The sequence below is a fragment of the Nonomuraea solani genome, from assembly GCF_900108335.1.
GTDB lineage: Bacteria > Actinomycetota > Actinomycetes > Streptosporangiales > Streptosporangiaceae > Nonomuraea > Nonomuraea solani.
Window position 1 is genome coordinate 566,194 of record NZ_FNVT01000005.1, and the last position, 26,944, is coordinate 593,137.

Here is a 26,944-nt window from a genome sequence, read left to right on the forward strand (position 1 = left end):
CGCCCTGTGTCAACCCATCACTTGCGAATCAGCCACCCCGCGAAAGCCAGTCATGCACCATGGAGGCATGGACTCGGGATCGGTGGCATTCTTGCGCGAGCTGCTGGACGGCTCCGGCTGGCTCGAACGCACCCGCGAGCTGGGCCTGGCCCTGCGCGCCACCCGTTCGCCCGGCGGGCTGCTGCTGGTGGGCACGCCCGAGGACGAGCCCTGGCACCTGACGGCGCACCTCGGCGACGAGGCCAGGCTCTCGGGCCTGCCGCAGCTCGCCCCGACCCTGGTGCGCTGGGCGCCGCCCGCCGGCGCCCCCGCCCATCTGCGCGTCGGCCTCGACCGCCTGGAACAGGCCGAGCGCGGGGAGACCCTGTTCGTGCTGTCCGCGGAGCAGGCGCCGGTTCCCCTGCTGGAACGGGTCCATGACGCGCGCCGTACGGGGGCGACGATCCTCGCGCTCGAAGGCGGCGACCCGGAGCTGGCCGGGCTCGCCCACGACGCGCTCGCGGTGCCGCTCGGGGGGCCGGTGACGTTCGACGGCGCCCAGCACCTGGTGAGCGCGGCGGCCGGCGAGGTGGAGCAGCGCCCCAGCCTGCGCGAACGCCTGGCCCGCCTCCTCGACAAGGTCAGCGGCCCCCAGGTGACCGACTGACGCGCCGGCCACCCGCCGTCCGGGGAACCAGCCCGCCCGCCGTCCGGGGAACCGGCCCGCCCGCCTCTAGGAGGACCGGCCACCGCCCGCGGACCAGCCACGGATCCGGCCGCCGCCGGTCAGGGACAGCCACCTTTCGCAAGACCGGCCGCCGTCCGCTCTACGGCCGGTCGCCGTCCGAGGGCTCCACAGGTGGCTCGCCGAGGCGGCCACGGAGGGACGTCTCCAGGGCCGCGGTGGCCTCTTCGATCGCGCCGATCACCACGGCCTGCACCGGGTCGGGCTCCCCGGACCGCGTACGGCTGACGCGGGTGACGGCGTCCAACCGGCGCGCCCCCACGTCCCGTACCTCGCTCACCCGGACCTCCCCCTCCGGTACGTCCAGCAGCGCCAGCGTCGGCACGATCGCCACCCCGTGCCCCGCCGCCACCAGCGCCAGCGTCGGCCCGAACTCGGTGATGACGTGCACCTTGCGCGGCTCGAACCCGTGCAACCCGGCCAGCCGCTCCAGCGCCTGCCCGCACGCCTGGGTGGGCTCGCTCGCCACCCAGGGCAGCCGGATCAGGTCGGCCACCGTGGCGGGCGGATCGGGCCAGCCGGGCGGCACCACGATCCGGTATTCGTCCACGTAGAGCAGCCGCGTGATCAGCGACGGCTGCGACAGGGCGGGCAGGCTCATGTCCTGCTCGGTGATGAGCACGTCCACCGCCCCCAGCCGCAGCTCCTGCAGCGCCGGCTGCCCGTAGATCTCGTGGATGACCGGCGCGATCTTGGGATGGCGCTCGGCCAGCTCCCGCATGGCGGGCACGAGCACGTGCTTGATGACGGTCGGGAAGGCCGCGATGCGCACGGGCCCGGCCAGGCGCTCGGTGAACCGGGTGAGCTCCCGCCTGGCCTCGATCAGCTCCTCCTCGACCCGCTCCGCGTACCCGGCCAGCACCCGTCCGGCCGGAGTGAGCGAGACGCTGCGCTGGGAGCGGTCGATGAGGGCCAGCCCGACCTCCCGTTCGAGCTGGGCGAGCTGCTGGGAGACGGCCGAGGGGGTCAGGTAGAGCGCCTCGGCGGCCCGCATCACGCCTCCGCGACGGGCGACCTCGTGGAGCACGCGCAACCGCCGAGGATCAATGTCCATGCAGGTCAGCTTACGCCCACATTTAGTATTCTTTACTTGTGCTTCATCCCCATGCGCCCCCGACAATGTCGCCATGGAACTCCTGCTCGACGCCATCGGCTGGATCGGCGCCGCCTTATTGCTGACCGGCTACGCTCTGGTCTCTTCGTCCCGCATGTCCGGGGACGGCACGTCGTACCAGCTCATCAACCTCATGGGCTCGATCTGCCTGATGGTCAACAGCGGCTACAACGACGCCTGGCCGTCGGCCGGACTCAATCTGGTGTGGGCCGCCATCGGCGCCGTGGCCCTGTTCAAACTCGCACGGCCACGGGAGGCGACAGCCAAATGATCATCGAACTCAGCCACCGCATCGTCGACGGCATGATCACCTACCCCGGCATACCCGCCCCGGCGCTGGGCGTACACCTGACCAGGGAAGACTCCCGCAAGGTCTACGCGCCGGGCACGGAGTTCCACATCGGCACGATCACCCTGGCCGCCAACACCGGCACCTACCTGGACACCCCGCACCACCGCTACGCCGACGGCCCCGACCTGTCACAGGTCCCCCTGTCCAAAATGGCCGACCTCCCCGGCCTGGTCGTCCGCGCCCACAACGGAGAGCGGACGGCACACGCCGGCCAGGGGCCGGACGCGCGAGCCGTACACGTCGGCCAAGGGCTGGACGTGCGCGGGCGGGCCGTGCTGATCCACACCGGCTTCGACCGGCACTTCGGCACCGACGCCTACTTCCACGACCACCCCTACCTCGCGCCGGAGTCGGCGGCCTGGCTGGCCGAGCAGGGCGCGGCGCTGGTCGGGATCGACTCGCTCAACATCGACGACACTCCGCCGCATGGCGAACGCCCCGCCCACTCGATCTTGCTGAGGGCGGGGATCCCGCTGGTGGAGCACATGACCGGCCTGGCGGCGCTGCCCGATGAGGGGTTCCGCTTCCACGCCGCGCCACCGATGGTGGCCGGCATGGGCACGTTCCCCGTCAGGGCCTACGCCATCGTGCCCTGACGGTCACTCCTCGTCCTGCTCCGCTTCGTCCCAGGCCTTGTTGCGGTCGGCGGCGCGCTGCAGCGCCCCGGCCGCCTCCTGCTCCGTGGAGTAGGGGCCCATCCGGTCTTTGTTGGGGCAGCCCTTGTCGGGCTCGACCCGCATGTGCTTGAGACAGAACCACCATTGGCCTTCGCTCACGAGGTCAATTCTGCCCCGTAGACTCATGTTTCATGACGACACTGCTCCAGCCTGGGCGAGTTTCGCCCATGCGAAAGGTCCCCGCCCACATCGAGCGGCCGGAGTACGTCGGCAAGAAGCGCCCCAAGACCGGCGAGTCCGACGTGAAGACCCCCGAGATCATCGAGCGCATGCGCGTGGCGGGCCGGATCGCCGCGCAGGCCCTGGAAGAGGTCGGCAAGAACGTCCGGCCGGGTGTCACGACCGACGAGCTCGACCGGATCGGCCACGACTTCCTCGTCGACCACGGCGCCTACCCGAGCACGCTGGGCTACAAGGGCTATCCGAAGTCGCTGTGCACCTCGATCAACGAGGTCATCTGCCACGGCATCCCCGACGACACCGTGCTCAACGAGGGCGACATCGTCAACGTCGACATCACGGCCTTCATCGGCGGCGTCCACGGCGACACGGACGCGACCTACCTCGTGGGCGAGGTGGACGACGAGTCGCGGCTGCTGGTGGAGCGCACGCACGAGGCGACGATGCGGGCCATCAGGGCGGTCGCGCCCGGACGGCAGCTCAACGTGGTGGGGCGCGTCATCGAGGCGTACGCCAAGCGCTTCGGCTACGGCGTCGTCCGCGACTTCACCGGCCACGGGATCGGCACGACCTTCCACTCCGGCCTCATGGTTCCCCACTACGACGACCCGTCGCTGCGGGTGGAGCTGGTGCCCGGGATGACGTTCACGATCGAGCCGATGCTGACGCTGGGCACGATCGACTACGACATCTGGCCGGACAAGTGGACGGCGGTGACGAAGGACCGCAAGCGCACGGCCCAGTTCGAGCACACGATCCTGGTCACCGAGACGGGCAGCGAAATCCTCACCCTCCCCTGACCCCACATCTGGCCGGGCGCCCTTGAGCGGGCGCCCACAGGACGCGTCCACGCGGGTGTCCTTTCGAGGGACGTGTGCAAGCGGGCGTCCCTCGAGACGGCGTGTCTGGGTGGGGCGGCGCAGGTGTGGTGGCCTGGCAGGCCCCAACCCCCGGCCCGCAGGTCCCAGTGCGGCGCTGGGCGGCCGGCGAAGGCGGTCAGTGGGACGGTCAGCGAGGGGGTCAGTGGGACGGGGCGCTCGGCGAAGGCGGTCGGTAAGAGCGGTCAGCGTTGTCGGGGGACCATGCCGGACACCGTGGTGCCCTCGCCGTGCACGCTGTTGACCGAGAGGCTGCCACCCATCTCCGCGAACGCCGCCCGCATCCTGGCGATCCCCCGCCCCGCCCCCGCCGCGGGAAAGCCCTGGCCGTTGTCGCTGACGGTCAGGCGCAGCCCGCTCTTGCCGACCGTCACGGCGATGGACACGACCCTGGCCCGGCTGTGCAGCTCGACGTTGGACAGAGCCTCGGTCATCGCGACCATGACACCGCTCGACACGCGCGCCGGCACGTCGGTGGCCGGCAATGCCCAGGTCTCGACCACGATCCCGGTGCGCTCCGACCACTCGGCGAGGTAGTTTTCGAGCGCCTCGGCCAGGCTTTGCCCCCCGCGCATCCGCGTCTCTTCCGACAATTGGTTCACGCCTTCCTTGGCACCCCGGGCCCACACCGGCCCCCACTCCGGCGCTCCCAACCTCGCGATGCGCATCCCCCCTCAAGGCTTACGCTCGCTAGCTGATGGGGTTATGCCCGTCTCCCCTGTAAGAAAGGCTACCTGGCGGTCCAGAGACTTGTAGTCGGAAGATAGCGAGCCATGGCCGAACCGCTACTCGCCCTTATCCGCCCGATTGAGACGGGCAAGGTAGGCATTGTAGGAATCGAGTTCGGGATCTCCCTTTCCACCACTATCCGCCCGCCGGTCGGCCCGCCGCGCCTGCCGGTCGTCGTCCTTGTACCACTGCACCGCGATGGCCAGCAGCACGATGAGCGTCGGAATCTCGCCGAAGCCCCACGCGATGGCCCCGCCGTCCTGCTGGGTCTGCAGCAGCGTGGCACCCCAGGTGCGGCCGAGCTGCTCGTACCAGCCGGAGGCGATGACGGAGCCCATCATCATCAGCGCGATGCCGAAGAAGGCGTGGAACGGCATGGTGACGAAGAGCATGAGCAGCCGCCCGACGTACGGGAGCCGGTTGGGCCCGGGATCGACCCCGATGATCACCCAGAAGAACAGGCAGCCGCTGAGCAGGAAGTGCAGGGTCATCCAGATGTGCCCGAGGTGCTCCACCATGGCCGACTCGAACAGCGGGGTGAAGTAGAGCGCGTACGTCGAGGCGATGAAGATGGCCGTCGCGACCACGGGATGCGTGATGACCTTGGTGAACCGGCTGTGCAGGATCGTCGTGATCCACTCCCGCGGCCCCCGGTCGCCGCGCCTGGCCGCCGGCTTGAGCGCGCGCAGTGCCAGCGTGACAGGCCCGCCGAGGACGAGGAAGATCGGCACGACCATGGACAGCGTCATGTGCTCGATCATGTGCACGTCGAACATGACCTGGGCGTAGCGGGACAGGCCGCTCTGCGTGGCGAACACCAGCAGCGCGACCCCGCCGTACCAGGAGGCGGTGCGCAGCCACGGCCAGCGGTCGCCGCGCTTGACCAGCCGCCACACGCCGAGCCCGTAGAGCCCGCCCAGCAGGGCGGCCACCACGGCGAAGAACAGGTCGAACCACCACAGGGACAGCACGTTGCCCACCGTGAGCGGCGGGGGCAGGGGGTAGCCGAGCAGTTCGAAGGCCCGGTCGGCGGGGACGCTGAACTCGGGCGGCGGCGTGCGCGACAGCGCGACGGCCACGCCGATGGTGGCGAACATCAGCAGCGTCTCGCCGCCGGCCAGCCGGGCGAACGCCCGTGGCCTGCCGGCGTCAAGGTCGACCAGGGTGCGCTGACGGTGCCAGTAGCCGATGTAGCCGAGCAGCACGAAGGCCACGATCTTGGCGACCGCGAGCAGGCCGTATTCGGAGGTCCAGAGGTCGGACACCGAGCCCAGCCGCGCGACCAGGCTGAACACGCCGGACAGGCCCACCCCGGCGTAGCACCACAGCGCCATCCGGGAGAAGCGCGCCGCGGCGATGCCGAGCTGCGGCTGCTTGCGCAGCGCGTGCAGGGCCAGCATGACGAGCCCGCCGACCCACAGGGCGAGCGCGAGAAGGTGCAGCGACACCGCCGAGGTGGCCAGGTCGTGGTTGGGCGAGGAGGAGGTGTGCCCGGTGAGCGGCGCGGGCAGCAGCGTCACCAGCGCGAACACCAGCAGCCCGGCCGCGGCCCCCGCCGTGATGGCGCCGCGCGAGAACAGCGCGATCGCCACCCCGAACAGCACCACGAGCGTCAGCGCCACGCCCTGCGTGGTCTGGGTGGCGTAGCTGGTCAGGATCGCCCGGTCGAGCACCTGGGGCACGGTCCTGCCGATGGACTCGGCCGCGCCGAACAGGATCGACAGGAACGCCGCCCCGGCCCAGGCCAGCGCCGCCCACGAGGCGGCCTTGACGTAGTCGAGGGCGCTCTTGCCGAGCACGCCCTTGTCGTTGGGCAGCAGCGCGGCGGCCATCAGCAGCAGGCCGACGGTGACCACGCCCGCGGCGTCCATGAACAGCTTGGACAGCGGCAGGCCCCACCTGACGATCGCCCCGGAGTCGGGCAGCCCTGGGATGATCCTCGGGAACGCCCTGCCTCCGGCGATCATGCCGATCACCAGGGCGACGACCGCGGCCGCCACCCCCGCCAGCGCGAGACGCGCCGCCCGGCTCATGGCTTCTTTCTCCGCGCGCTGAGCAGGAAGCCGATGCCGATCCCGGCGAGCGCGCCGATCACCACGATCAGCCAGACGGGGAACGTGACGTCTTCGGCGGCCGAGGCTTTGTCGGCAGCGGGTGACGAAGACCGGTCGGAGGGTGGGGACGACGCGCTCGCCTGCGGCTGGGCCGCGGCGGCGCCGCTCTCCGTGACGGCGGGGGCCGGGCTGGGGGACTTCTCCTCCGCTCCCTCCAGCCGGAACGGGATCTCGCCCTCGATCGGATGCCCGTCGGAGGACACGACCCGGTAGGCGATCGTGTATTTCCCGTTGGGCAGCGACTCCTCGACCTCCTGCGTCACCACGGAGCCGTCCAGCTTGGGCTTGCCGACCTGGACCTCGTCGTCGCCCGCGCCGCGCACGATGACGAACGGCATGCGCACCTTGGCGGTGAACTCCAGCCGGACCTCGTCAAGGGACTTCACCTTGGCGTCCTTGGCCGGGGAACTGCTCTTGAGCGCGTCGTGCGCCAGCGCGGGCACGGCACCGGCGAGCACGAACAGGGCGGCGAGAGTCGCGGTGACAGCCGCGAAAGGGGATCTCTTCATGGCACCCCCAAGGCTACCGACGCCGCCGCCCGGTCCGGACTCCCCCTCTACAGCCCCGCGCAGGCCAGTGCCCGCTGGTAGGCCCCGACCGCGCCGTGGGAGTCGCCGAGCTGCTCCATCGTCTCGGCGGTGGCGTACCAGGTGGCGGCCGAGCGGCGGGAGTCGGGCAGCGGCGCGAGCCAGTCGCGCACGGCGGCGACGTGCTGGTCGGCCTCCGCGGTGCGCCCGACGGCGCCGTAGATCCGGCTCAGCAGCAGGTCGGCCTCGGCGCCCAGGGCCAGCCCGGAGTGCGGGAGCAGGTCCTTGCCCGCCGTGGCGTGCCGGACGGCCTGGTCGAAGTCGCCGGTGATCGCCTCGGCGCGGGCCAGCTCGATCTGGACGCGGGCCCGCTCGATGGTGCTGGTGGAGGTCTGCTCGTGCTCGACCACGGCCCCGCGCAGCACGTCGCGCGCGGCGCCGGCCTCGTGCGGCCGGGCCTCCAGCCGCTTCTGGGTGAGCGCGGCGCGCATGAGGGCGATGCTGCGCGGCTGCCCGTGCTCGAGCTGTACGGCCATGGCCCGCTCGGCGAAGGACAGCGCCTCCTCGCTGTGGCCGGTGGCGTAGGCGGTGTTGGAGGCCATCCAGTTGGCGGCCACGATCGAGCGCGGCGTGCCCAGCGCGTCGGCGGCGTTGAGCAGCTCGGCGGCGAACTGGCGGGCGCGCAGCAGGTCGCCGCGCTCCATGTAGGCGGCCAGCAGGCTGCCGCCCAGCTCCACGAGAAGATCGTTCCAGGCGGGCCTGGCGGTGCCGCTCAGCATCCGCTCGCCGACCTCGACCGCCTCGGTGAGCCGCTCGCTCTCGCGGTAGGCGCGGCACAGGTTGATCGCGACCTCGACGCGCCGCTCGGAGGACAGCTCCTCCTCGCGCAGCCGCAGCAGGATGGCGATCGCCCCGTCGAGGTCGCCACTGGCCTGCGTGGCCAGCGCCAGGCCGAACTCGGTGTCTTGACGTAGGGAGGTCAACCCTGTCAAGTTGTTGTTCGCCAGCAGCTCTTCGTAGCGCGTGCGGGCCTCGGAGACCTCGCCGTTCTCCAGCGCCAGGCGCGCGTAGCCGAGTGCGAGTTCGATGTCCTCCATCTGCTCGGCGGTCACGCCGTTGATCAGATAGGACAGCGAGCAGTCGAGTTTCTGGGCCAGCAACTCCAGGACGGCAGGGGTCGGGGTACGCTTGCCACTCTCGATCAAGGAGACGTAGCTGTCCGACAACTCGGGATGCGCCAGCTGTGCCTGTGACAGGCCACGTTGTCGCCGAACCGTCTTAATGCGCAATCCGACCAGGTCAGATGTGGTCACAGTCCTTGCTCCCTGAGATGATGTCCAAGCAACCCCACATAGGCGAGGGAGAACCCCCATGCGAATGCGTATTGCCCTGTCTGCTCTAGCCGCCGCGCTTGCGGCCGCGGTGACCCTCGGAGGTAATGTTACGGCCGCAGGAGCCGAAACGTCTTCCCTCTCTTCCTCATCTCAGGACCAAGTGCACTGCTGCTGAGGGAGCGCCCGGCAGGAGGGGGCCGCAGTCCTTACCTTCAGGGCACGAAACCGCACCGTGCCCCGCACACGATTCTGGGCACGACGAGACACTTCTCGTCGCTTGTGTGCCCCCTCTGCCCCGTACCGCTCACCAGTGTATGAGGCGCTCTCTAAATTCGATCTACATTGCCCGGATCCTTTTTCCGGCCGCCCGATCTGATTACGCTCCCTGTGTTGTTTCCGGGGTGAATCGGGAGGCCGGATGAGTAAAGGGATCTTCATCCGCCTGCTCGGCGCTGTGACCGGTGAGCGCCAGGGCGGGGCGGCGGCGGAGGTCATCGACCTCGGGCCGGCCAGGCAGCAGAGCACGCTCGTCATTCTCGCCTCGGCCGCGGCGCACCCCGTACCGATGGACCGGCTGGTGGCCGGGATCTGGGGCGACGAGGCCCCCCGCAACGCCGAGCAGAGCGTCTACACCTACATCGCCGGCCTGCGCCGCGCCCTTGAGCCCGATCGGCGGCGGCGCGAGCCGTCGCGGCTGCTGGCGGGCACGCCGGCCGGATACGTTCTCGGCCTGCGGCCCGATCAGGTGGACGCGCTGGTGTTCGCCGAGCGGCTGAGCGAGGCCCAGGGCGCGCGGCACAAGGGCGACGACCTCCAGGCGGTGTGCCTGCTCGGCGAGGCCCTGGAGCTGTGGCGGGGCACGGCTCTGAGCGGGCTGCCCGGCCCGTTCGCCGCCAAGGAGCGTGCGCGGCTGGAGCAGTCGCGGCTGACGGCGCTGGAGAGCCGCGCGGAGAGCCTGTTACGCCTGGGCCGCCACCAGGAGACCATCGATGAGCTGCGCGACCTCACCCATCACCATCCCTTGCGCGAGCGGGTTCGTGAGCTGCTGATGACGGCCCTGTTCCGCTCGGGCCGCCGGGCCGAGGCCCTGGAGGTCTACGAGGAGGGCCGGACCGTGCTGGCCGATGAGCTGGGCGTGTCGCCCGGCGAAGGACTGCGCGACTGCCACGCGATGGTCCTGAGGGCGGATAAGGGGGCCGGTGAGGCGGCCGAGCGGCCGGCGGTGCCGTACCAGTTGCCGCGGCCGCCGGCGGAGTTCGTGGGCAGGTCGCGGGAGCTTCGCCGGCTGGAGGCGCGGCTGACGCCCGGGGACGACGCGCACCCGCGCCCCCTGGTGATCGTCACGGGGCCGGCCGGCGTGGGCAAGTCGACCCTGGCCGCCCAGGCCGCCCACCTCGCCAAGGATCACTTCCCCGACGGGCAGCTCTACGTGAACTGCCGGGGCGCCACCCCCGACATGCCCGCGCTCACCGCGCTCGACGTGCTCGGACGGTTCCTGCGCGGCCTCGGCGTGCCGCCCGACTCCGTGCCCGCCGACCTCGACGAGGCGGCCGCCCTGTGGCGCAGCCGCCTGCACGACCGGCGCGTGCTGGCCCTCCTCGACGACGCCGCCGACCTGGCGCAGATCCGGCCGCTGCTGGCCACCCCCTACGGCAGCGCGCTCCTGGTGACCAGCCGCGAGACCATGACCTGGAGCGAGGAGGCCGACCAGCTGGAGCTCGGCCGGATGACGCCCGAGGAGTCGGCCACGATGCTGGCCAGGCTCGCGGGCACGGGCCGGGTCTCGGCCGACGCGGGCGAGACGGCCAGGCTGGTACGCCTGTGCGACGGCCTCCCGCTGGCCCTGCGCATCGCCGGGGCACGCCTGGCCGGCCGCCCCGGCTGGAGCGTCGCGGCGCTGGCCGCCCGCCTGAGCGACGAGCGGCGGCGGCTGCACGAGCTGGCCGCGGGCGACCTGGCCGTCCGCTCCAGCCTGGCCTCCAGCCACACCGCGCTGGAACGCGGCTCGCGGCCCGTCGACCGGCTGGCCGCCCGTACCCTGGCCCTGCTGGGCCTGCTGCACGTGCCCGAGGTGACGGCGGAGGTCGCGGGCGCGCTGCTCGGCACGAGCCCCGAGGAGGCGGAGCCGGCCCTGGAGCGGCTGGTGGACGCCCACCTGCTCGACCGCACCGGCCACGACCGCTACCAGCCGCACGACCTCGTCCGCCTGTTCGCCGGCGAGCTGCGGCCGGAGGGCGCCGAGGAGGCGCTGACGCGGGCGCTGCTGTACTACACCGCCTCCGTCCGCCGGGCCAGCGGCGTCACGGATCCGCACCGCGTACAGCCGGGGTGGCATGTGGAAGCGGTCCCGCACGCCGTCTCCGGCCCTGAGGAGGCGCACGCGTGGCTGGTGGAGCAGGAGCCGATCCTGAACGCGGCGGCCCGCCAGGCCCTCGCCTCGGCCGACGACACGATCGCCGGGCTCGGCGCGAACCTCACCTTCAGCCTGCTCTGGCACCAGCAGCGGGTCAACGCGATGGTGACGATGGTGGAGCTGAACACGCTGGCCCTGCGGGTCAGCGAGCGGCTGGGCGACGAGCGGGGCGCCATGCAGGCGCACGCGGGCATCTCGGCCTATCTGCGCATGGTGATGCGCACGGACGAGGCCGTGGAGCATCTGCAGGCCGAGCTGGCACTGGCCAGGAAGATCGGCGACGGCTTCGAGGAGCAGAAGACGATGGGCAACCTGGCCGGCGCCCTCGTCACGGCGCGGCGTTTCGAGGAGGCGCTCCCCTGGGCGGAACGCCAGCTCACGCTCGCCACGAAGATCGGCGCGGACGTGGGCGTGCGGTTCTCCCTGCTCATCCGGGGAGACGCGCTCAAGGGCCTCGGGCGTCTGGAGCAGGCGCGTACGACCCTGCACGAAGCCCTGCGCAAGACCCAGGAGTCGGGCGACCTCTTCCAGGAGGCGCAGGTCCGCTTCCACCTGGGCGAGCTGCACCTGGAGCAGGACGATCCGCGGGCGGCCCTGCCGCACTTCCAGCGGGCCAGGGACATGCTGCTGACGACCGGGTACGCGGTCGGGCGGCTGCGCTCCCAGATCGGGCTGGTGCGGACCTATCGGCTGCTGGGCCGGCTCGACCAGGCGCTGCGCCACCTCGGCGAGGCCGTCGCCGCGGGCGGCGGGCTCGGTTACGACCGCTGGGAGCGGCGGCTCAGGGCGGAGCAGAACGCCGTAGGCGAGGCGCTCGCGGCCAAGTCCGTCATCTGTCCCTGAGGGCCAGGAAGAAGTCGACGCGGTCGGCCATCGTGGACAGGTCGCGGCCGGTGAGCTCCTCGATTCTGCGTACGCGGTAGCGCACGGTGTTGACGTGCACATGGAGCCGTTCGGCGCAGGCGTTCCACGAGCCCGCGCAGTCGAGGAAGACGCCCAGTGTGCGTACGAGCTCGGACTGGTGCCCGCGGTCGTAGTCGAGCAGCGGCGACAGCAGGCGGTCGGTGAACGAGCGGCGCACGTCGCCCGGCACCGTGGCCAGCAGCAGCGCGTGCGTGTAGATCTCGTCGCTGGTCACCACGCCGCCGCCACGGGCCTCGGCCAGGCGGCGGGCGTGGCCGGCCTCCTCGACGCCGCCCTTGACGGCGGCGGCGCCGGTCAGCGCGCCGCTGAGGCCGACGCAGACGCGGGTGTCGGGCAGCGCGGCCAGCACCTCGGCACCGGCGCGCAGCCGCTCGGCCAGCTCACCGGTGGTACGCCCGCGCAGGGGAACCACGGCGACGGCACCGTCGGGCCCAACAGCCCCAATGGTCCCAGTGGCCCCAGCGGCCCCGGCGGCCGCTACGACCTCGCGGCCGAGCAGCTCTTCCACGACCTGGCCGCCCAGCGTCGCGGGGTCGGGGCCGCGGGTGGCGCCCGGCCTGGGGGCGGTGGCGTTGACGATCGCGTACGGCTGCGCCGCGTCGATCCCGCACGTCCGCAGCCCGGCGCTGAGCTGCGCCACGTCGGCCTCGCCCAGCGCGGCGGCGATGAGCTGCTCGGTCAGGCGGCGCTCGACCCGGTGGCCCTCCTCCATGCGGCTGCGTTCGAGGCCCACGCAGGCGGCCAGCTCGTAGCCCAGGTCGGCCCGGCTGAGCAGCTCGCCGTCGCAGGCCAGCGCCCAGCCCGCGGCACGGTGCCCGCGCCCGACCGCGAAGATCGTGTGCTCGCCGACCTGGGCCGGCAGCCGGGGCGCCGTCAGGTAGGCCTTCGCCAGGCGTACCGGATCGGCGGCCGTGCCCACGATCACCTCGCCCGAGGCGGACAGGACGGCACCCGTCACGCCCAGCTCGGCGGCGGTCAGCTCGAACAGCTCGCGGAGGTCGGCGCCCTCCGCGATGGCCGCGACCAGCCGGCGGTGGCGCCCGAGCGCGTCGCGTACGTCGCCCGCCAGGCGCGGCCCGACCCGCTCGGCCAGCGTACGGAACGACACCTCCGTCGGCACCTCGACCAGCGGCAGGTCGGCGGCCGCGCAGGCGGCCACCAGGTCGGCGGGCACGTGGCCGAGCCACGCCTGCCCGGCGCCGAGCGCGGCGACGCCCGCCTCGGCCAGCGCGGCCACGAACCGGGCCGAGTCCTCTGGAGCGTGCCACCACATCATCCCCGTCAGGACCAGCTCGCCGCCGCCCAGGTAGCGGCCCGGCTCGGGCAGGTCGGTGATATGGACGGTGCCGAACTCGCGCGAGGGGTCGCCGGTGAGCAGCGTGAGGCGCAGGTCGTCGATGGCCAGCAGGTCAGAGATGCGCACTTGGAGGAATATACAAGCCCGATATGACAACCGCTGACCGGGATTTCACGTCGGGCGCATAGGAGGGGCCGGGTCGCCGGTGCTCTACTCGGAAGATGACGGAGACCGTGCACACGACCACGAGCCAGGGCGTCGGCGAGAGCGCGCGGCGGCCCGACGCGGCGCTCAAGGTGACCGGCGAGTTCGCCTACGCCTCCGACCTGTGGCTCGACGGCATGGTGTGGGGCGTGACGCTGCGCAGCCCGCACCCGTCGGCGTGGATCCGCTCGATCGACGTGGGCCCGGCGCTGCGGATCCCCGGCGTGTTCACCGTGCTGACGCACGAGGACGTGCCGGGCGTGAAGTTCTACGGCCTGGAGCACAAGGACCAACCGGTGCTGGCCATCGACCAGGTCCGCTACCAGGGCGAGCCGGTGGCACTGGTGGCGGCCGACCATCCGGAGACGGCCCGCAGGGCGGCCGCGGCGATCGTGGTCGAGTACGAGCCCCGCAGAGCCGTCACCGACCCCCGCGAGTCGGAGCACTTCGTCCGCCACCAGCCGGTGCGCCGCGGCGACACCTTCGAGGCCGACGTGGTGGTCACCGGCGAGTACGAGGTCGGCATGCAGGACCAGGCCTTCCTCGGCCCCGAGTCCGGCCTGGCGGTGCCCGCCGAGGACGGCGGCGTGGACCTGTACATCGCCACCCAGTGGCTGCACGTGGACCGCGACCAGCTCGCCCCCTGCCTGGGCCTGCCCCAGGACAAGGTGCGGCTGACGCTGTCGGGCGTCGGCGGCGCGTTCGGCGCCCGCGAGGACCTGTCGATGCAGATCCACGCCTGCATGCTGGCCCTGCGCCTGGACCGCCCCGTCAAGATCGTTTACGGTCGCGAGGAGTCGTTCTTCGGCCACGTGCACCGCCACCCGGCCAGCATGCGCTACGAACACGGGGCCACTCGCGACGGCCGCCTGGTGTACGTCAAGGCCGACATCCTGCTGGACGGCGGCGCCTACTGCTCCTCCTCCCCCGCGGTCGTGGGCAACGCCGCGTCGCTGGGGGCGGGGCCGTACGAGGTGCCGAACGTGCGGGTGACGGCCACCGGCGTCTACACCAACAACCCGCCCTGCGGCGCGATGCGCGGCTTCGGCGCGGTGCAGGCGTGCTACGCGTACGAGTCGCAGATGGACCGCCTGGCCGAGGCGTGCGGCCTGTCGCCCATCGAGATCCGCGTGCGCAACGCGGTCTCCCAGGGCTCGCACCTGATCACCGGCCAGGTGATCGACTCCCCGGCGCCGCTCGCGGAGATGCTGCGCGACCTGGAGGCCATGCCGCTGCCGGCCGGGGAACCGGCGAAGGACCTGCGGGCGCTGCCCGGCGGCGTCTCCCAGACCACCCATGGCGAGTCGGTGCGGCGCGGGATCGGCTACGGGGTGGGGATCAAGAACATCTGTTTCTCGGAGGGGTTCGACGACTTCTCCACGGCCCGGGTGCGGGCCGAGCTGGTGGGCGGGCAGCCGCACGTCACCGTGCACACGGCGGCGGCGGAGGTGGGCCAGGGACTGGTGACGCTGCAGGCCCAGATCGCGCGCACCGAACTGGGCGTCGAGAACGTCACCGTGGCCACCGCCGACACCACGGTCGGCTCGGCGGGCTCGACGTCGGCCTCCCGGCAGTCGTACGTCACCGGCGGCGCGGTGAAGACCGCCTGCGAGGCCGTGCGCGAGCGGTTCAAGGGGCTGCCCGCCGGGGAGGCGCTGGCGCGGTTCGGGCCGATCGAGGAGACGCGGGAGTTCCGGCACCGGCCCACGTTCCCGCTCGATCCGGAGACCGGGCAGGGCGACTCGCACACCCAGCTCGCGTTGTGCGTGCACCGCGCCGTGGTGGACGTGGACGTGGAGCTGGGCCTGGTCAAGGTGGTCGAGCTGGCGGCCGTGCAGGACGTCGGGCGGATCCTGAACCCGCAGGCGCTGGAGGGCCAGATCCAGGGCGGGACCGCGCAGGGGCTCGGCCTGGCGCTCATGGAGGAGGTCCAGATCCGCGAGGGCCGGGTGCTGAACCCGTCGTTCACGGACTATCTCATCCCCACCATCCTCGACATGCCGCCCATGACGATGAAAATTCTCGAAAACGCCGACCCGGCGGCTCCGTACGGATTGCGCGGCGCCGGCGAGCCTCCGACCCTCTCCTCCACCCCCGCCATCGCCGCCGCCGTCAGAGCGGCCACCGGACTTCGGTTGACTCGCGTTCCGATTAGGCCGGAAGATATCGCCTTGTTCGACAGCTTCGACTAGGGGGAAATTCGATGGCAAGCGCGCGTGAAGCGGCGGAGGCGGAGTTCAGGCGCTTCGACGCCGACGGCGACGGCCTGCTGACCGCCGAGGAGATCAGGAAGGCCAACGAGGCGCTGGGCGGGCAGGGCGCCTCCGAGAGCGAGATCGAGGCGTTCATCCAGTCGGCCGACAGGGACGGCGACGGCAAGATCAAGCTCGACGAGTTCGTCGCCCTGGTCGGCCACGGACGGCACGAGAAGGCTTGATCTCCGCGCCCACCGGGTAGCAATCCGGCATTCCCCCTGATCACAAGGGGGGAATGGCGGTGCTCGACAGATTTTTCGAGCTGACCGGGCGGGGCACCACCGTCGGCCGTGAGGTGCGGGGCGGCCTCACCACGTTCGTGGCCATGGCCTACATCATCCTGCTCAACCCGATCATCCTGGCCGGGGCCAGGGACATCACCGGCGCCCGGCTCTCGATCGGCGAGCTGACCACCTCCACGGCGCTGGCCGCGGCGATCTCCACGCTGCTCATGGCCTTCGTCGGCAACGCCCCCTTCGCCCTGGCCGCCGGGCTCGGCCTGAACGCGGTGGTCGCCTACCAGGCCGCCCCGCACATGACGTGGGCACAGGCCATGGGCCTGGTGGTGCTCGAAGGCTTCGTGATCATCCTGCTGGCCGTGACGGGCCTGCGCACGCTCATCATGAACGCGATCCCGCTGGCGCTCAAACACGCGATCAGCGTCGGGATCGGGCTGTTCATCGCGCTGATCGGGCTCGTGGACGCGGGCTTCGTCGCACCGGGCGCGGGCACGCCCGTGCAACTCGGCGCCACCGGCCACCTCGCGGGCTGGCCGGTCGCGGTGTTCTGCTTCGGCCTGCTCCTGATGATCCTCCTGTACGTCCGCAGGATCCCGGCCGCCATCCTCATCAGCATCGCCGTCACCGCGCTCCTGGCCATCCTGGTGAACTCCCTGACCCCCATCGCCCCCGGAGCCTGGGGCGTGGTCACGCCGCGCGTGCCGGAGTCGCTGGTCTCGGCGCCGGACTTCGGGCTGGTGGGCGCGTTCGACCTGTTCGGCGGGTTCGCCACGGCGGGGGCGCTGACGGCGGCCGTGGTGCTGTTCACGCTGGTGCTGTCCGGCTTCTTCGACGCCATGGGGACGATCATCGGCGTCAGCGACGAGGCCGGGCTCGTGGACGAACGGGGCCGGGTGCCCCGGCTGGGCCGGATCCTGACCGTGGACGGCGTGGCGGGCATGGTGGGCGGCTCGGTGAGCTCCTCGGCGAACACCGTCTTCGTGGAGTCGGCCGCCGGTGTCGGCGAGGGGGCGCGTACCGGCCTGGCCAGCGTGGTGACGGGGGCGCTGCTGGGGCTGACGCTGCTGTTCACCCCGCTGGCGGCGGTGGTGCCCGCCGCGGCGGCCGCGCCCGCGCTGGTGCTGGTCGGGGCGCTGATGATGACGCAGAGCCGGAACGTGCCCTGGGACGACCTGGACCTGGCCGTGCCGGCGTTCCTGACGATCGCGCTGATGCCGTTCACGTACTCGATCACGAACGGAGTCGGGGCGGGCGTGATCGTCTACACGCTCATCAAGGCGGTCAAGGGGCGCTTCTCGGAGATTCCCTGGCTGCTCTGGGCGGTCACGGTGATCTTCCTGGCCTACTTCGGCATCGACTGGCTGGAGGACCTGTTCGGCTGACCCCTGCGTTCATCCCTTCCCCGCCACACTTCGCTTGGGAGGAAGGCGGGGAGGCCGGTTCCGGCCTTTCGCCCTCCCTTTCCTTCCGAAAGACCCCGCCGGAGTGCGGCGGAGCGGGGAGTCGTGGTGAGGGGCGGAATGCGGGGGTCAGCGGATGTCGGCGCTGTTGCAGGCCACGCCGTTGTTGTCGACGTCGGTGTACCAGCCGTATTCCTGGTGCGTGCCCTTGTAGTAGGGCCCGTCGCCGGCCGCCACGGCCTCCTTGCAGCTCGCGTAGCGCTTGTCGGGGGTGCCCTGGCCGCCGATCGCGGGCGCGGTCCCCGAGGTGCCGGTCGGGCCCGTCTGCTGGTTGGTCGAGCCGGGAGGGTTCCCCTGGCCGCCCGGCGTGGCGGCCGGTTGGGACGACGTGCCGGTGCCGGTCGGGCCCGCTGTGGGGCCCGCTGTGGGGCCCGCTGTGGGGCCCGCTGTCGGGCCCGTGGACGGGGTGCCGGCGCTCGGCGTGGTGCCCAGCAGGCGGGCCACCAGCGCGTCGGCGTCGTTCTTGGTGAAGCCGGCGATGCTGATGCTGTCGCCGTCCATCTGCTGGGTGACGACGGGGGCGGCCACCACGGTCTTGGGCTGGTCGGCCTGCGCGGGGGCCAGCACGATGGCCACCTGCCGCTGCTCGGCCACCTGCTCGTCGATGAGCTGGACCAGCCGCTCCTTGAACCTGGGCGCGATCGCGATGCGCACGGAGTATTGGCCGTCCTTCTCGCGCACCGGCTCGATGCGCTGCACGGCCTCGACCGTGACGCCGTCTTCGAGCAGATAGCAGGTGCGCTGCTCCGCGTCGAGCACGGCCGGGTCACCGGGGCACGGCGCGGTCTTGGTCTCCCTGACGGGCGCGAAGTGGATCGGCACGGCCAGGGTCTGCGGCGGCACGCCGCCTAACAGGGGCGTGTCGGGGCTCCTCGTCATGAGGACCGCGACCGTGCCGAGCACGCCTGCGACGAGCACGACGAGAACGAGCGAGACGATCAACACGATGGTGGTGAGTCTGCTCGCCTTGGGCTCCCCCGGGTCCGCGGGTGGCGGCTCTTCCGGCTTGTCCATCGGTGACGATCCCATCCTGACGTTCGGGCTGCCGGTGAGCTTATCGAGGAGAAGGCGCAGCGGGGTAATCAGCCGGGCAATCCTCACCGATCCGTGAGATGAGAGGAAGAATGGAGGCAGGATCGCCTCTTGCCGAGAAGAGTTCGCCATGAAGGTCGGTGTTCCGCGAGAACTCAAGAACAGCGAATATCGGGTGGCGCTGACCCCGGCCGGCGTGCACGAACTCGTGCGCCACGGCCATCAGGTCTTCGTCGAGCGCGACGCGGGCGCCGGCTCGGCGATCCCGGACGCCGACTTCACCGCCGCCGGGGCCGTCCTGGTCCCTGAGGCCGACGAGCTCTGGGGCGTGGCCGACCTGGTGATGAAGGTCAAGGAGCCGGTGGCGGAGGAGTACCACCGGCTGCGCAAGGGGCAGGTGCTGTTCACGTACCTGCATCTGGCCGCCTCCGACGCCTGCACGCGGGCGCTGCTCGACTCGGGCTGCACCGCGGTCGCCTACGAGACCGTCCAGGCCCCGAACGGCACGCTGCCGCTGCTGGCGCCGATGTCCGAGGTCGCGGGCCGGCTGGCGCCGCAGGTGGGCGCCTACCATCTGATGCGCTCGGAGGGCGGCAGGGGCGTGCTGATGGGCGGCGTCTCCGGCGTGCGCGCGGCGCACGTCGTCGTGATCGGCGCGGGGGTGTCCGGCATGAACGCGGCCGCCATCGCCCTCGGCATGCAGGCCGAGGTGCTGCTGCTCGACAACAACATCGACAAGCTGCGCCAGGCCGATGTGATCTACCAGGGCCACTGCCAGACGGTCGCCTCCAACACGCTGGAGATCGAGCACGCGGTCCTGGAGGCCGACCTGGTCATCGGCGCGGTCCTGGTGCCCGGCGCCAAGGCTCCCAAGCTGGTGGGCAACGACCTGGTGAGCCGGATGAAGCCGGGCTCCGTGCTGGTGGACATCGCGATCGACCAGGGCGGCTGCTTCGCGGACTCGCGGCCGACCACGCACGAGCGGCCGACCTACCGGGTGCACGGGTCGCTGTTCTACTGCGTGGCGAACATGCCCGGCGCCGTGCCGCACACCTCGACGTTCGCGCTGACCAACGTCACGCTCCCGTACGCGCTGGCCATCGCCGACCTGGGCTGGCAGCGCGCCATGCGCGAGGACCGGGCGCTGGCGCTCGGCCTGAGCACGCACGAGGGCCGCCTGACGAGCCGCCCGGTCGCAGAGGCGCACGGCCTGGAGTGGACGGCGCCGGCGGACGTGCTGGCCTGACCCCCTGTCCATCCGCCACTCGGAGCGTTACTCTAAGTTGCGATCAGCTACTCAACGTAACGATCGGAGTGGTGATGTCCCCGGAGAGCGCCGAGCGCAATTTCCACGACCTGGACACCGATGGCGACGGATTCCTGACCAGGTACGACTACATGGCCCTGGCCCAGCGCCGGCTCACGCAGACGGGCGTGCCCGCCGAGACGCCGGAGGGCGAGGCGGTGGTCGACGCGTACCTCAACGCCTGGGACGTCCACGCCCGCGCCCTCGACACCGACCGCGACGGGCGGATCAGCCTGAGCGAGTACATCGGGTCCTTCGAGACCCTGGTCCTCACCGGCACGCTGGACAAGGTGCTGGAGCCGATCTGCCGGGCCACGTTCGACGCCGCCGACCGCGACGGGGACGGCCGGATCACGGCCGCGGAGTTCCGCTCCGTGTGGAGCCGCGCCGGCACCGACCTGACGGCCGCCTTCGGCAGGGCCGACGCGGACGGCGACGGCCTGATCTCCTACGAGGAGTACGCCCGCGCCCGTCACGGCCTGCTGATCGACCCCTGCTGATCGACCCCTGTCGATCGGCTCCGCCTGACGGCGAACGTCAGGGCCCGGCCGGGGCCGGGCCCTGCTTTCCTACTTCTGCGACTGGCTGGGCGTCGGGGAGATGGTCTCCGTCGGCGCCTGCTGCTGCTGGCCGGTGGGCTCGGGCGGCAGCGGAGCCTGGTCGGACGTGGTGGTGATCGCGTTCTCGCCGCCGCAGGTGGCGCCCTTCTCAGGGGTGTCGGGGCCGTTCTGGTAGCGCTTGATGAACGCCCCCAGCTTCGGGTCCTGCGGGTTGGTCAGCTTGAGCGAGTGTCCCCACGACGACACCACGATCGGCGACGGCAGGTTGGGGAACGGGCTCATCAGCATGTAGTCCTGCTGCCCCGTGGACGACGCGACCTCCTTGAGCTGGTCGATCTGCGCCTTGGGCAGGTCGGGCTTGTAGGTGATCCAGACCGCCCCGTGCTCCAGCGAGTGCACGGCGTGCTCACTGTGGATCGGCTTGTCGTAGATCGCGCACTGCTGCCAGTAGTTGTTGTGCTCACCACCGACCGGCGGGGTCTCCTTGTACGTCACCTGCTTCCACACGTGCTGACCGGCGTCGTACTTGGTGCTGGACACCGCGTCGAGGGAGGTCTCCGCGGCCTGCTTCACGAGATAGAAGCCGACCACGCCGACGAGCACGACGATGATGAGCCCGCCCGTTCCCCACATGAGCAGCGCGGCGCGGCGCTGTTTGCGCTGCTGCTCGGCACGCATCTTCTGCAGATGCTCGCGCCTCGCCTGCGCCTTCTCCTTAATCATCGTTCCTCCATCGGCGTACCAACTCCGGGTCACCCTATGCCCTCCAGGCGTATGTGGAGAATAAGAGGCTTATAAGGGTCCGATCACGAGCGCTCCCCCAGGTGGGTACGCTGGACGGGCCATGGAAAAGCCCGTGATGAGACCCATCCTGATCGTCTGCGGCGTGCTGGTGCTCGCCGTGGCCGCGTTCCTGCTGTTCGGCCGCGACGGCATGCCCGGCGACAACTCGCCGGAGGCCGGGTTCGCCCGTGACATGGCCACGCATCACGCGCAGGCCGTCGACATGGCGTTCACGATCCGTGACGACGACCCCGCCAAGGAGATCGACAACCTGGCCTTCGACATCATCAACACCCAGTCGACCCAGCGCGGCATGTTCATGGGCTGGCTGGAGCAGTGGCAGCTCACCCAGGCGACCGACCAGCGGCCGATGGCCTGGATGGCCGGCCACGGCCACGGTGGCACCGCCGCCGCGCCCGGGCCCATGCCCGGCATGGCCACGCCCGGCGAGCTGGCCAGGCTCAGGGCGGCGGCGCCGGGCACGCCGGCCGAGGTGTTGTTCCTGCAGCTCATGATCCGCCACCACGAGGGCGGGGTGCAGATGGCCGAGGGCCTGCTCAAACTGTCCACCCGCGGTGAGGTGGTCAGCATGGCGCAGAAGATCGTCACCGGGCAGAGCGGTGAGATCAAGCTCATGACGGAACTGCTGGCCAAGCGGGGCGCCAAGCCCCTTCCGACGATTCTGAAACCCCAGTAGGCGATGAGCGCCGACGCGGTCGTCGTGGGCTCGGGGCCCAACGGGCTCGTCGCCGCCGTCACGCTGGCCCGCGCCGGGCGCAAGGTGCTGCTGCTGGAGGCGGCCGAACGGTTCGGCGGCGGCTTGCGCTCCGCCGAGCTGACGCTCCCCGGGCGGGTGCACGATCTGGGCGCGACCGTGATGGCGATGGCGGTGGCCTCGCCGGCGTTCAGGGAGCTGGCGCTGAAGGGCGTCGAGTTCGCCCATCCGCCGGTGGCCGTGGCGCATCCGCTCGACGGGCGGCCCGCCGTGCTCGTGCACCGCGACGCGCGGCGCACCGCCGAAGGGCTCGGGCGCGACGGGCGCGCGTGGCTGGCGAGCGCGGGGGCGGCGGCCGAAGCCGGGTTCCCGCTGGTGGATCTGCTGCTCCAGCCGCTGGGGCCGTGGCACGTGCCGCTCAAGACCTTCGCGCAGGCGGCCAGGTTCGGGCTCGCGGGCGCACTGCCCGCCACGACGTTCGCCCGGCGGGCGTTCCGCACCGTGGAGGGGCGGGCGCTGATCGCGGGCATGGCCGCGCACTCGATGCTCGACCTGCGCGCCCCCATCACGGCCGGCTACGGCCTGCTGCTGGGCGCGCTGGCCCACCTGGTGGGCTGGCCGCTGGTGCGGGGCGGCTCGCAGGTGCTGGCCGACGCGCTCGTGGCCGAGCTCAGGTCGCTCGGCGGTGAGGCGGTCGGCGGCCACCGGGTGCGCCGGCTCGCGGAGCTGGACGCGCCGATCGTGGTGCTCGACGTGACGCCCAGGCAGTTGCTCGCGATGGCCGATCTGCCGGACGGCTACCGGCGCGGGCTGGAGCGCTACCGCTACGGGCCGGGGGTGTTCAAGCTCGACTGGGCCCTGGACGGGCCGGTGCCGTGGCGGGATCCGGCGGTGGCCGGGGCGGGCACGGTGCACCTGGGCGGGACTCTGGAGGAGATCGCGCTCAGCGAGGCGGAGATGGCCGCGGGCCGGCACTCGCCCCGCCCCTACGTGCTGCTCGTCCAGCCCTACGCGGCCGATCCGACGCGGGGCGGGCACACGCTGTGGGCCTACTGCCACGTCCCGAACGGCTCGCGGGCCGACATGACCGACGCCATCGAGACCCAGATCGAGCGCTACGCGCCCGGCTTCCGCGACCGCGTGCTGGCCAGGCACGCGATGGGGCCCGCCGAGCTGGAGGCGGCCAACCCCAACCTGGTGGGCGGCGACATCGGGGGCGGGCTGGCGAGCCTGGGCCAGTTCGTCCGCCGCCCGGTCTGGTCCCCGGCACCGTGGCGCACTCCGCTGCCGGGGGTGTTCCTCTGCTCGTCCTCGACCCCGCCGGGCCCGGGGGCGCACGGCATGGGCGGCCGCCAAGCCGCCCGCCTGGCCCTGAAGCACGGTTAGGGCTTCAGAAGGCCATTTCCTCGGCGAGGGCGGCGGCGAAGGCGTCCACGTCCTCCTCCGTCGTGTCGAACGCGCACATCCACCGCACCTCCCCCGTCGCCTCGTTCCAGGTGTAGAACCGGAACCGCTTGCGCAGCCGCTCGCTCACGTCCTTGGGCAGGATCGCGAACACCGCGTTGGCCTCGACCGCCCTGGACAGCTCCACGCCGGGGATGCCGCCCACGGCCTCGGCCAGCCGCCGTCCCATGGCGTTGGCCTGCCGGGCGTTGCGCAGCCACAGGTCGCCCGACAGCAGCGCCTCGAACTGCGCCGACACGAACCGCATCTTCGACGACAACTGCATGTACGTCTTGCGGATGTAGTCGATCCCGTGGGCCGCCTCCGGGTTGAGCACGACGACGGCCTCGCCGTACAGCAGGCCGATCTTGGTGCCGCCGAAGGAGAGCACGTCCACGCCCGCGTCGGTGGTCAGCGCCCGCAGCGGTACGTCCAGCGCGGCGGCCGCGTTGGTCAGGCGCGAGCCGTCGAGGTGCACGAGCAGGCCCAGGCCGTGGGCGTGCGCGCAGATCGCGGCGATCTCCTCGGGGGTGTAGAGGGTGCCCAGCTCGGTGGTGTTGGAGATGGACACCACCTTCGGCTGGGCGCGGTGCACGTCGCCGAAGCCCCACGCCTGCCGGTCGATCAGCTCGGGCGTGAGCTTGCCGTCCGGCGTGGGCACGGTCAGCAGCTTGATGCCGCCGATCACCTCGGGGGCGCCGCCCTCGTCGGTGTGGATGTGGGCGGTCTCCGCGCAGATGACCGCCTCCCAGGGGGCGGTCATGGCGCGCAGGGAGACGACGTTCGCGGCGGTGCCGTTGAACACCGGCCACACCCGCGCCCCCGCGCCGAAGTGCCGCTGGAAGACCTCCCGCAGCGCCTCGGTGTAGACGTCGTCGCCGTAGGCGGTCTGGTGACCGCCGTTGGCCGTGGCGATGGCCTGGAGGATCTCGGGGTGCACGCCGGCGTAGTTGTCGCTGGCGAACGCCTTGATGCTGGGGTCGTGCCGGGGAGTCAAGAAGTGAGGTCCAATCGGGTGCCGTTGATCTCTGCCGCCGGGCGGTCGTAGAGCCCGCCGATGGCCGCCGCCAGGTCGTCGACGTCGGTGAAGCCGGAGAAGCGCGCCTCGGGCTTCTCGGCCCGCATGGCGTCGTTCACCAGGGCCTTGACGACCAGGATGGTCGCCGCGGAGCCGGTGTCGCGCAGCGCGTCGGCGAGCGAGAGCGTCCACGCCTCGGCCGCCGCCTTGGCCGCCGCGTAGACGGCGCCGCCGGCGGTGGGCCGTCCGGCCGCCTGCGCCGAGACGATCACGAAGCGGCCGCGGTCGCTGCGGCGCAGCAGCGGCTCGAAGGCCAGCGACACGTGCTGGAGCGTACGGATCAGCAGGTCGTGCAGGAGGTCCCAGTCGTCGAGGCTGGTCTCGGCGAACGAGCCGGACCCGCGCCAGCCGCCGACCAGGTGCACGACGCCGTCCACGCGGCCGTGCTCGCGCTCGACGCGATCGGCCAGGTCCTGTACGGCGGCGCGGTCGAGCAGGTCCACGTCCTGCTTGTCGACCCCGATCACCGTGTGCCCCTGTTTCCGGAAATATCCGGAAACGGCCTCACCTGTGGGCCCTCCGGCCCCGGTAACCAGAATGATCATGCTCGGAGTCCCTTAGTCGATTCGACCACATCGGTCAGCTTACGGCGCAGTGCCTCGTAGAACATGCTCAGCGGGAACTCGTCCGCCAGCACCGCGTCCACCTTGGCCTTCTGCTCCTCCGGCAGCGCCGCGATCCCCTTGGCCCAGACGGAGGCCGGATGCGGGGCCACGTACGAGCCCACCAGCTCGTGCGCCGCCAGCCAGTGCGCCAGCTTGGACCGGTCGATGCTGTCGCGATACAGCTTCTCGACCTCCCCGCGCAGGTCGGCCACCCCGTCCGCGACCCGCTCCCAGTCGATCGTGAGCCGGTTGTCGGTCCACCGCACGATGTCGTTGCGGTGCAGGTACGCGAAGAGCAGCTGCCCGCCGAGCCCGTCGTAGTTCCGCACCCGCTCGCCGGTGATCGGGAACCTGAACAGCCGGTCGAACAGGATCGCGTGCTGCACGTACCGCGCGTGCGGCACCCCCTGCCCCTCCAGCTTGACGGCCTCACCGAACGCGGTCAGGTCGCAGCGCAGCTCCTCCAGCGAGTACAGCCAGTACGGCATCCGCTGCTTGATCATGAACGGGTCGAACGGCAGGTCGCCATGGCTGTGCGTACGGTCGTGCACCAGGTCCCACAGCACGAACGTGTCCTGCGCGAGCTGCTGCGAGGCCAGCAGCCGGTCGGCGTCGGGCGGCAGGTCGAGCTTGAGCGTCTCGACGGCGGCCCTGGCCACCCGCCGGAACCGGGCGGCCTCCCGGTCGGCGAAGATGCCGCCCCAGGTGAACCGCTCGGGCGCCCGGCGCACCGCGACGGTCTCGGGGAACAGCACGGCCGAGTGCGTGTCGTAACCGGAGGTGAAGTCCTCGAACGCGATCGGCACGAACATCGGGTTGTCGTAGCCGCCCGCCTCCAGCCGGGCCAGCCAGTCCGGCCAGATCGTCCGGATCCAGACCGCCTCCAGGTTGCGGTTCGGGTTGCCGTTCTGGGTGTACATGGGGAACACCACGACGTGCTCCAGGCCGTCCTCGCGCTGGGTGTCGGGGTGGAACAGGTCAAGGGAGTCGAGGAAGTCGGGCACGCCCAGGTCCTGCTCGGCCCACTGGGCCAGGTCGTCCCGTACGGCCTGGAGGTAGGCGGCATCATGCGCGAAATATCCCGAAATTTCGCCTACGCGGGCCGCGATCTCCCCCACCAGGGCCTTGGCCCGCTCCTTGCCCTCCTCCGGCACCGAGCCGTCCTTGACCTGCAGCGGCCGCAGCTCCTCCACCCCGGCCTTCAGCCGCGCGAACAGCTCCGCCTTGGCCGCGTCACGAGCCTCGGACCCGTCCACGGCCTCGGGCACGCGGGCCGCCCAGGTGATCACGTTGCCCCAGAGCCGGCGGTGGTCGTAGTCCTCGATGGAGTCGTCGCCGAACAGGTCGGAGTCGGCGAACACGACCACGCGCCCCCGGCCGTGCCGGACCGCGACGGCCAGCGGCGCGCCCGCGGGATCGGCCGCCGCCGAGGTCGTGAACAGCACGTCGGCCCCGTCCGCGTGAAGGGTGCCCGCCCGGTAGAAGCAGGCCGACCGCACCCCGGCCAGCGGCCCGGCGGCGGTGGAACGTTCCCCCAGCACCCAGGTGGCCACGCCCCGGTGCGCGTGCTTCGGGTCGCGTACGGTGCCGTGCACGACCTCCACCCCGAACCGGCCGAGCAGCTCACCGAGGTTGTTGCCGTACTTGTCCTGTTCCTCCTCGGCCAGCACCACCAGGCCGCCGCCACCGGCCACGAACTCCTGGATCGCGTCCAGCTCGGCGGCGCCGAAGACGGGGCTGCCCTGCCCGGTCGTGCGCTCCCACCGCTCGCCCGACGGATGCGCGATCACCAGGACGTCCTGCTCCGCCAGCGCACCGGCGTCGAGGGCGCCCGCCGTGTGCGCGGCGACCGTGTGCCCCAGATGCCGCAGCAGCCCGGCCGCGCGGGCGTAGCTGTTGTCGTCGGGATGGGCCGGGTTGATGGCCTCGGCCACCTCACGCCGGACGGTCCACGACTCGCAGTGAGCCTCGTCGAACAGCACACGGGGAAACGATCGCATG

The 26,944-nt window shown here is 71.7% G+C and carries 24 protein-coding genes; 12 read left to right on the forward strand and 12 right to left on the reverse strand.

The genetic code is table 11. From position 1 onward, the window contains the following. The first annotated feature begins 67 nt into the window (after nt 1-67). On the forward strand, nt 68-646 hold the full coding sequence (locus C4V41_RS22345) for a hypothetical protein (protein WP_103957821.1): 579 nt from the start codon (nt 68-70) through the stop codon (nt 644-646). 160 nt (nt 647-806) lie between these two features. Here C4V41_RS22345 and C4V41_RS22350 read toward each other — a convergent pair whose 3' ends face one another. Continuing rightward, entirely contained in the window at nt 807-1,778 is a 972-nt protein-coding gene (locus tag C4V41_RS22350) for a LysR family transcriptional regulator (RefSeq protein ID WP_235030303.1), read from the reverse strand. Between the two features lie 73 nt (nt 1,779-1,851). Between C4V41_RS22350 and C4V41_RS22355 the strand changes: the two genes are divergently transcribed. Both C4V41_RS22355 and C4V41_RS22360 read left to right on the forward strand, forming a co-directional pair. After that, complete coding sequence (locus C4V41_RS22355) at nt 1,852-2,109, forward strand: CBU_0592 family membrane protein (RefSeq protein WP_103957822.1); 258 nt, start codon at nt 1,852-1,854, stop codon at nt 2,107-2,109. Then, on the forward strand, nt 2,106-2,786 hold the full coding sequence (locus tag C4V41_RS22360) for a cyclase family protein (protein WP_103957823.1): 681 nt from the start codon (nt 2,106-2,108) through the stop codon (nt 2,784-2,786). Before C4V41_RS22355 ends, C4V41_RS22360 begins: the two co-directional genes overlap by 4 nt. A gap of 3 nt (nt 2,787-2,789) precedes the next feature. Here C4V41_RS22360 and C4V41_RS22365 read toward each other — a convergent pair whose 3' ends face one another. After that, complete coding sequence (locus tag C4V41_RS22365) at nt 2,790-2,993, reverse strand: hypothetical protein (protein ID WP_103957824.1); 204 nt, start codon at nt 2,991-2,993, stop codon at nt 2,790-2,792. 5 nt (nt 2,994-2,998) lie between these two features. Here C4V41_RS22365 and map point away from each other — a divergent pair, with 5 nt between their 5' ends. Continuing rightward, nucleotides 2,999-3,847 carry a type I methionyl aminopeptidase gene (gene map / locus C4V41_RS22370; protein WP_103957825.1) on the forward strand — a complete coding sequence of 283 codons (849 nt, stop codon included), beginning with the start codon at nt 2,999-3,001 and terminating at the stop codon, nt 3,845-3,847. Between the two features lie 263 nt (nt 3,848-4,110). Here map and C4V41_RS22375 read toward each other — a convergent pair whose 3' ends face one another. The 4 genes from C4V41_RS22375 to C4V41_RS22390 all read right to left on the reverse strand — a co-directional run bounded on the left by C4V41_RS22375 (nt 4,111) and on the right by C4V41_RS22390 (nt 8,608). Then, nucleotides 4,111-4,500, reverse strand: a complete 390-nt coding sequence (locus C4V41_RS22375) for a sensor histidine kinase (protein WP_103957826.1) — start codon at nt 4,498-4,500, stop codon at nt 4,111-4,113. Between the two features lie 210 nt (nt 4,501-4,710). Beyond that, nucleotides 4,711-6,687, reverse strand: a complete 1,977-nt coding sequence (locus C4V41_RS22380; RefSeq protein ID WP_103957827.1) for a cytochrome c oxidase assembly protein — start codon at nt 6,685-6,687, stop codon at nt 4,711-4,713. Continuing rightward, on the reverse strand, nt 6,684-7,277 hold the full coding sequence (locus C4V41_RS22385; RefSeq protein ID WP_103957828.1) for a copper resistance CopC family protein: 594 nt from the start codon (nt 7,275-7,277) through the stop codon (nt 6,684-6,686). The genes C4V41_RS22380 and C4V41_RS22385 overlap by 4 nt, the downstream gene beginning before the upstream one ends. A 47-nt stretch (nt 7,278-7,324) precedes the next feature. Continuing rightward, the gene (locus C4V41_RS22390; RefSeq protein WP_103957829.1) at nt 7,325-8,608 is read right to left on the reverse strand and encodes a helix-turn-helix domain-containing protein; all 1,284 of its coding nucleotides are present in this window, start codon (nt 8,606-8,608) and stop codon (nt 7,325-7,327) included. Nucleotides 8,609-9,047: 439 nt separating this feature from the next. On the opposite strand from C4V41_RS22390, the gene C4V41_RS22395 reads away from it, so the two are divergent. Beyond that, on the forward strand, nt 9,048-11,885 hold the full coding sequence (locus tag C4V41_RS22395) for an AfsR/SARP family transcriptional regulator (RefSeq protein WP_103957830.1): 2,838 nt from the start codon (nt 9,048-9,050) through the stop codon (nt 11,883-11,885). Here C4V41_RS22395 and C4V41_RS22400 read toward each other — a convergent pair. Next, entirely contained in the window at nt 11,872-13,389 is a 1,518-nt protein-coding gene (locus C4V41_RS22400) for a helix-turn-helix domain-containing protein (RefSeq protein WP_103957831.1), read from the reverse strand. The two genes, C4V41_RS22395 and C4V41_RS22400, sit on opposite strands and share 14 nt — an antisense overlap. A gap of 95 nt (nt 13,390-13,484) precedes the next feature. Here C4V41_RS22400 and C4V41_RS22405 point away from each other — a divergent pair, with 95 nt between their 5' ends. From C4V41_RS22405 to C4V41_RS22415, 3 genes are read left to right on the forward strand one after another with little or no spacing between them, the layout of a single operon-like run. After that, nucleotides 13,485-15,659 (forward strand): molybdopterin cofactor-binding domain-containing protein, encoded by a 2,175-nt coding sequence (locus tag C4V41_RS22405; protein WP_103957832.1) that lies wholly within the window; start codon nt 13,485-13,487, stop codon nt 15,657-15,659. Between the two features lie 11 nt (nt 15,660-15,670). Further along, on the forward strand, nt 15,671-15,904 hold the full coding sequence (locus C4V41_RS22410) for an EF-hand domain-containing protein (RefSeq protein WP_103957833.1): 234 nt from the start codon (nt 15,671-15,673) through the stop codon (nt 15,902-15,904). 53 nt (nt 15,905-15,957) lie between these two features. Continuing rightward, on the forward strand, nt 15,958-17,343 hold the full coding sequence (locus C4V41_RS22415) for an NCS2 family permease (RefSeq protein ID WP_103957834.1): 1,386 nt from the start codon (nt 15,958-15,960) through the stop codon (nt 17,341-17,343). A gap of 147 nt (nt 17,344-17,490) precedes the next feature. Here the strand turns inward: C4V41_RS22415 and C4V41_RS22420 are convergent, their stop codons facing one another. Further along, nucleotides 17,491-18,435 (reverse strand): excalibur calcium-binding domain-containing protein, encoded by a 945-nt coding sequence (locus tag C4V41_RS22420; protein ID WP_103957835.1) that lies wholly within the window; start codon nt 18,433-18,435, stop codon nt 17,491-17,493. A 148-nt stretch (nt 18,436-18,583) separates the two neighbouring features. Here C4V41_RS22420 and ald point away from each other — a divergent pair, with 148 nt between their 5' ends. Continuing rightward, entirely contained in the window at nt 18,584-19,699 is a 1,116-nt protein-coding gene (gene ald / locus C4V41_RS22425) for an alanine dehydrogenase (RefSeq protein WP_103957836.1), read from the forward strand. 74 nt (nt 19,700-19,773) lie between these two features. After that, nucleotides 19,774-20,259, forward strand: a complete 486-nt coding sequence (locus C4V41_RS22430; RefSeq protein ID WP_146103735.1) for an EF-hand domain-containing protein — start codon at nt 19,774-19,776, stop codon at nt 20,257-20,259. A gap of 69 nt (nt 20,260-20,328) precedes the next feature. On the opposite strand, the gene C4V41_RS22435 is transcribed toward C4V41_RS22430, so the two are convergent. Further along, nucleotides 20,329-21,042 (reverse strand): DUF3105 domain-containing protein, encoded by a 714-nt coding sequence (locus C4V41_RS22435; RefSeq protein ID WP_103957838.1) that lies wholly within the window; start codon nt 21,040-21,042, stop codon nt 20,329-20,331. Between the two features lie 136 nt (nt 21,043-21,178). Between C4V41_RS22435 and C4V41_RS22440 the strand changes: the two genes are divergently transcribed. Beyond that, complete coding sequence (locus C4V41_RS22440) at nt 21,179-21,799, forward strand: DUF305 domain-containing protein (protein ID WP_235030323.1); 621 nt, start codon at nt 21,179-21,181, stop codon at nt 21,797-21,799. 3 nt (nt 21,800-21,802) lie between these two features. Next, the gene (locus tag C4V41_RS22445) at nt 21,803-23,203 is read left to right on the forward strand and encodes a phytoene desaturase family protein (RefSeq protein WP_103957839.1); all 1,401 of its coding nucleotides are present in this window, start codon (nt 21,803-21,805) and stop codon (nt 23,201-23,203) included. A 4-nt stretch (nt 23,204-23,207) separates the two neighbouring features. On the opposite strand, the gene C4V41_RS22450 is transcribed toward C4V41_RS22445, so the two are convergent. The 3 genes from C4V41_RS22450 to C4V41_RS22460 are packed head-to-tail and all read right to left on the reverse strand — an operon-like array spanning nt 23,208 to nt 26,943. Beyond that, on the reverse strand, nt 23,208-24,257 hold the full coding sequence (locus C4V41_RS22450) for a threonine aldolase family protein (protein WP_103957840.1): 1,050 nt from the start codon (nt 24,255-24,257) through the stop codon (nt 23,208-23,210). Next, nucleotides 24,254-24,883: an SDR family NAD(P)-dependent oxidoreductase gene (locus tag C4V41_RS22455; protein ID WP_103957841.1), complete on the reverse strand. Its 630-nt coding sequence runs from the start codon at nt 24,881-24,883 to the stop codon at nt 24,254-24,256. Before C4V41_RS22455 ends, C4V41_RS22450 begins: the two co-directional genes overlap by 4 nt. After that, the gene (locus tag C4V41_RS22460) at nt 24,880-26,943 is read right to left on the reverse strand and encodes a DUF6421 family protein (RefSeq protein ID WP_103957842.1); all 2,064 of its coding nucleotides are present in this window, start codon (nt 26,941-26,943) and stop codon (nt 24,880-24,882) included. The genes C4V41_RS22455 and C4V41_RS22460 overlap by 4 nt, the downstream gene beginning before the upstream one ends. Nucleotide 26,944 lies beyond the last annotated feature (1 nt).

Bases quoted from the DNA above. Each gene is read 5' to 3' on its own strand.
- C4V41_RS22345 (WP_103957821.1), top strand. From the start codon at position 68: ATGGACTCGGGATCGGTGGCATTCTTGCGCGAGCTGCTGGACGGCTCC.
- C4V41_RS22350 (WP_235030303.1), bottom strand. From the start codon at position 1,778: ATGGACATTGATCCTCGGCGGTTGCGCGTGCTCCACGAGGTCGCCCGT.
- C4V41_RS22355 (WP_103957822.1), top strand. From the start codon at position 1,852: ATGGAACTCCTGCTCGACGCCATCGGCTGGATCGGCGCCGCCTTATTG.
- C4V41_RS22360 (WP_103957823.1), top strand. From the start codon at position 2,106: ATGATCATCGAACTCAGCCACCGCATCGTCGACGGCATGATCACCTAC.
- C4V41_RS22365 (WP_103957824.1), bottom strand. From the start codon at position 2,993: ATGAGTCTACGGGGCAGAATTGACCTCGTGAGCGAAGGCCAATGGTGG.
- map (WP_103957825.1), top strand. From the start codon at position 2,999: ATGACGACACTGCTCCAGCCTGGGCGAGTTTCGCCCATGCGAAAGGTC.
- C4V41_RS22375 (WP_103957826.1), bottom strand. From the start codon at position 4,500: ATGCGCGGGGGGCAAAGCCTGGCCGAGGCGCTCGAAAACTACCTCGCC.
- C4V41_RS22380 (WP_103957827.1), bottom strand. From the start codon at position 6,687: ATGAGCCGGGCGGCGCGTCTCGCGCTGGCGGGGGTGGCGGCCGCGGTC.
- C4V41_RS22385 (WP_103957828.1), bottom strand. From the start codon at position 7,277: ATGAAGAGATCCCCTTTCGCGGCTGTCACCGCGACTCTCGCCGCCCTG.
- C4V41_RS22395 (WP_103957830.1), top strand. From the start codon at position 9,048: ATGAGTAAAGGGATCTTCATCCGCCTGCTCGGCGCTGTGACCGGTGAG.
- C4V41_RS22405 (WP_103957832.1), top strand. From the start codon at position 13,485: ATGACGGAGACCGTGCACACGACCACGAGCCAGGGCGTCGGCGAGAGC.
- C4V41_RS22410 (WP_103957833.1), top strand. From the start codon at position 15,671: ATGGCAAGCGCGCGTGAAGCGGCGGAGGCGGAGTTCAGGCGCTTCGAC.
- C4V41_RS22415 (WP_103957834.1), top strand. From the start codon at position 15,958: ATGGCGGTGCTCGACAGATTTTTCGAGCTGACCGGGCGGGGCACCACC.
- C4V41_RS22420 (WP_103957835.1), bottom strand. From the start codon at position 18,435: ATGGACAAGCCGGAAGAGCCGCCACCCGCGGACCCGGGGGAGCCCAAG.
- ald (WP_103957836.1), top strand. From the start codon at position 18,584: ATGAAGGTCGGTGTTCCGCGAGAACTCAAGAACAGCGAATATCGGGTG.
- C4V41_RS22430 (WP_146103735.1), top strand. From the start codon at position 19,774: ATGTCCCCGGAGAGCGCCGAGCGCAATTTCCACGACCTGGACACCGAT.
- C4V41_RS22435 (WP_103957838.1), bottom strand. From the start codon at position 21,042: ATGATTAAGGAGAAGGCGCAGGCGAGGCGCGAGCATCTGCAGAAGATG.
- C4V41_RS22440 (WP_235030323.1), top strand. From the start codon at position 21,179: ATGAGACCCATCCTGATCGTCTGCGGCGTGCTGGTGCTCGCCGTGGCC.
- C4V41_RS22445 (WP_103957839.1), top strand. From the start codon at position 21,803: ATGAGCGCCGACGCGGTCGTCGTGGGCTCGGGGCCCAACGGGCTCGTC.
- C4V41_RS22455 (WP_103957841.1), bottom strand. From the start codon at position 24,883: ATGATCATTCTGGTTACCGGGGCCGGAGGGCCCACAGGTGAGGCCGTT.
- C4V41_RS22460 (WP_103957842.1), bottom strand. From the start codon at position 26,943: ATGCGATCGTTTCCCCGTGTGCTGTTCGACGAGGCTCACTGCGAGTCG.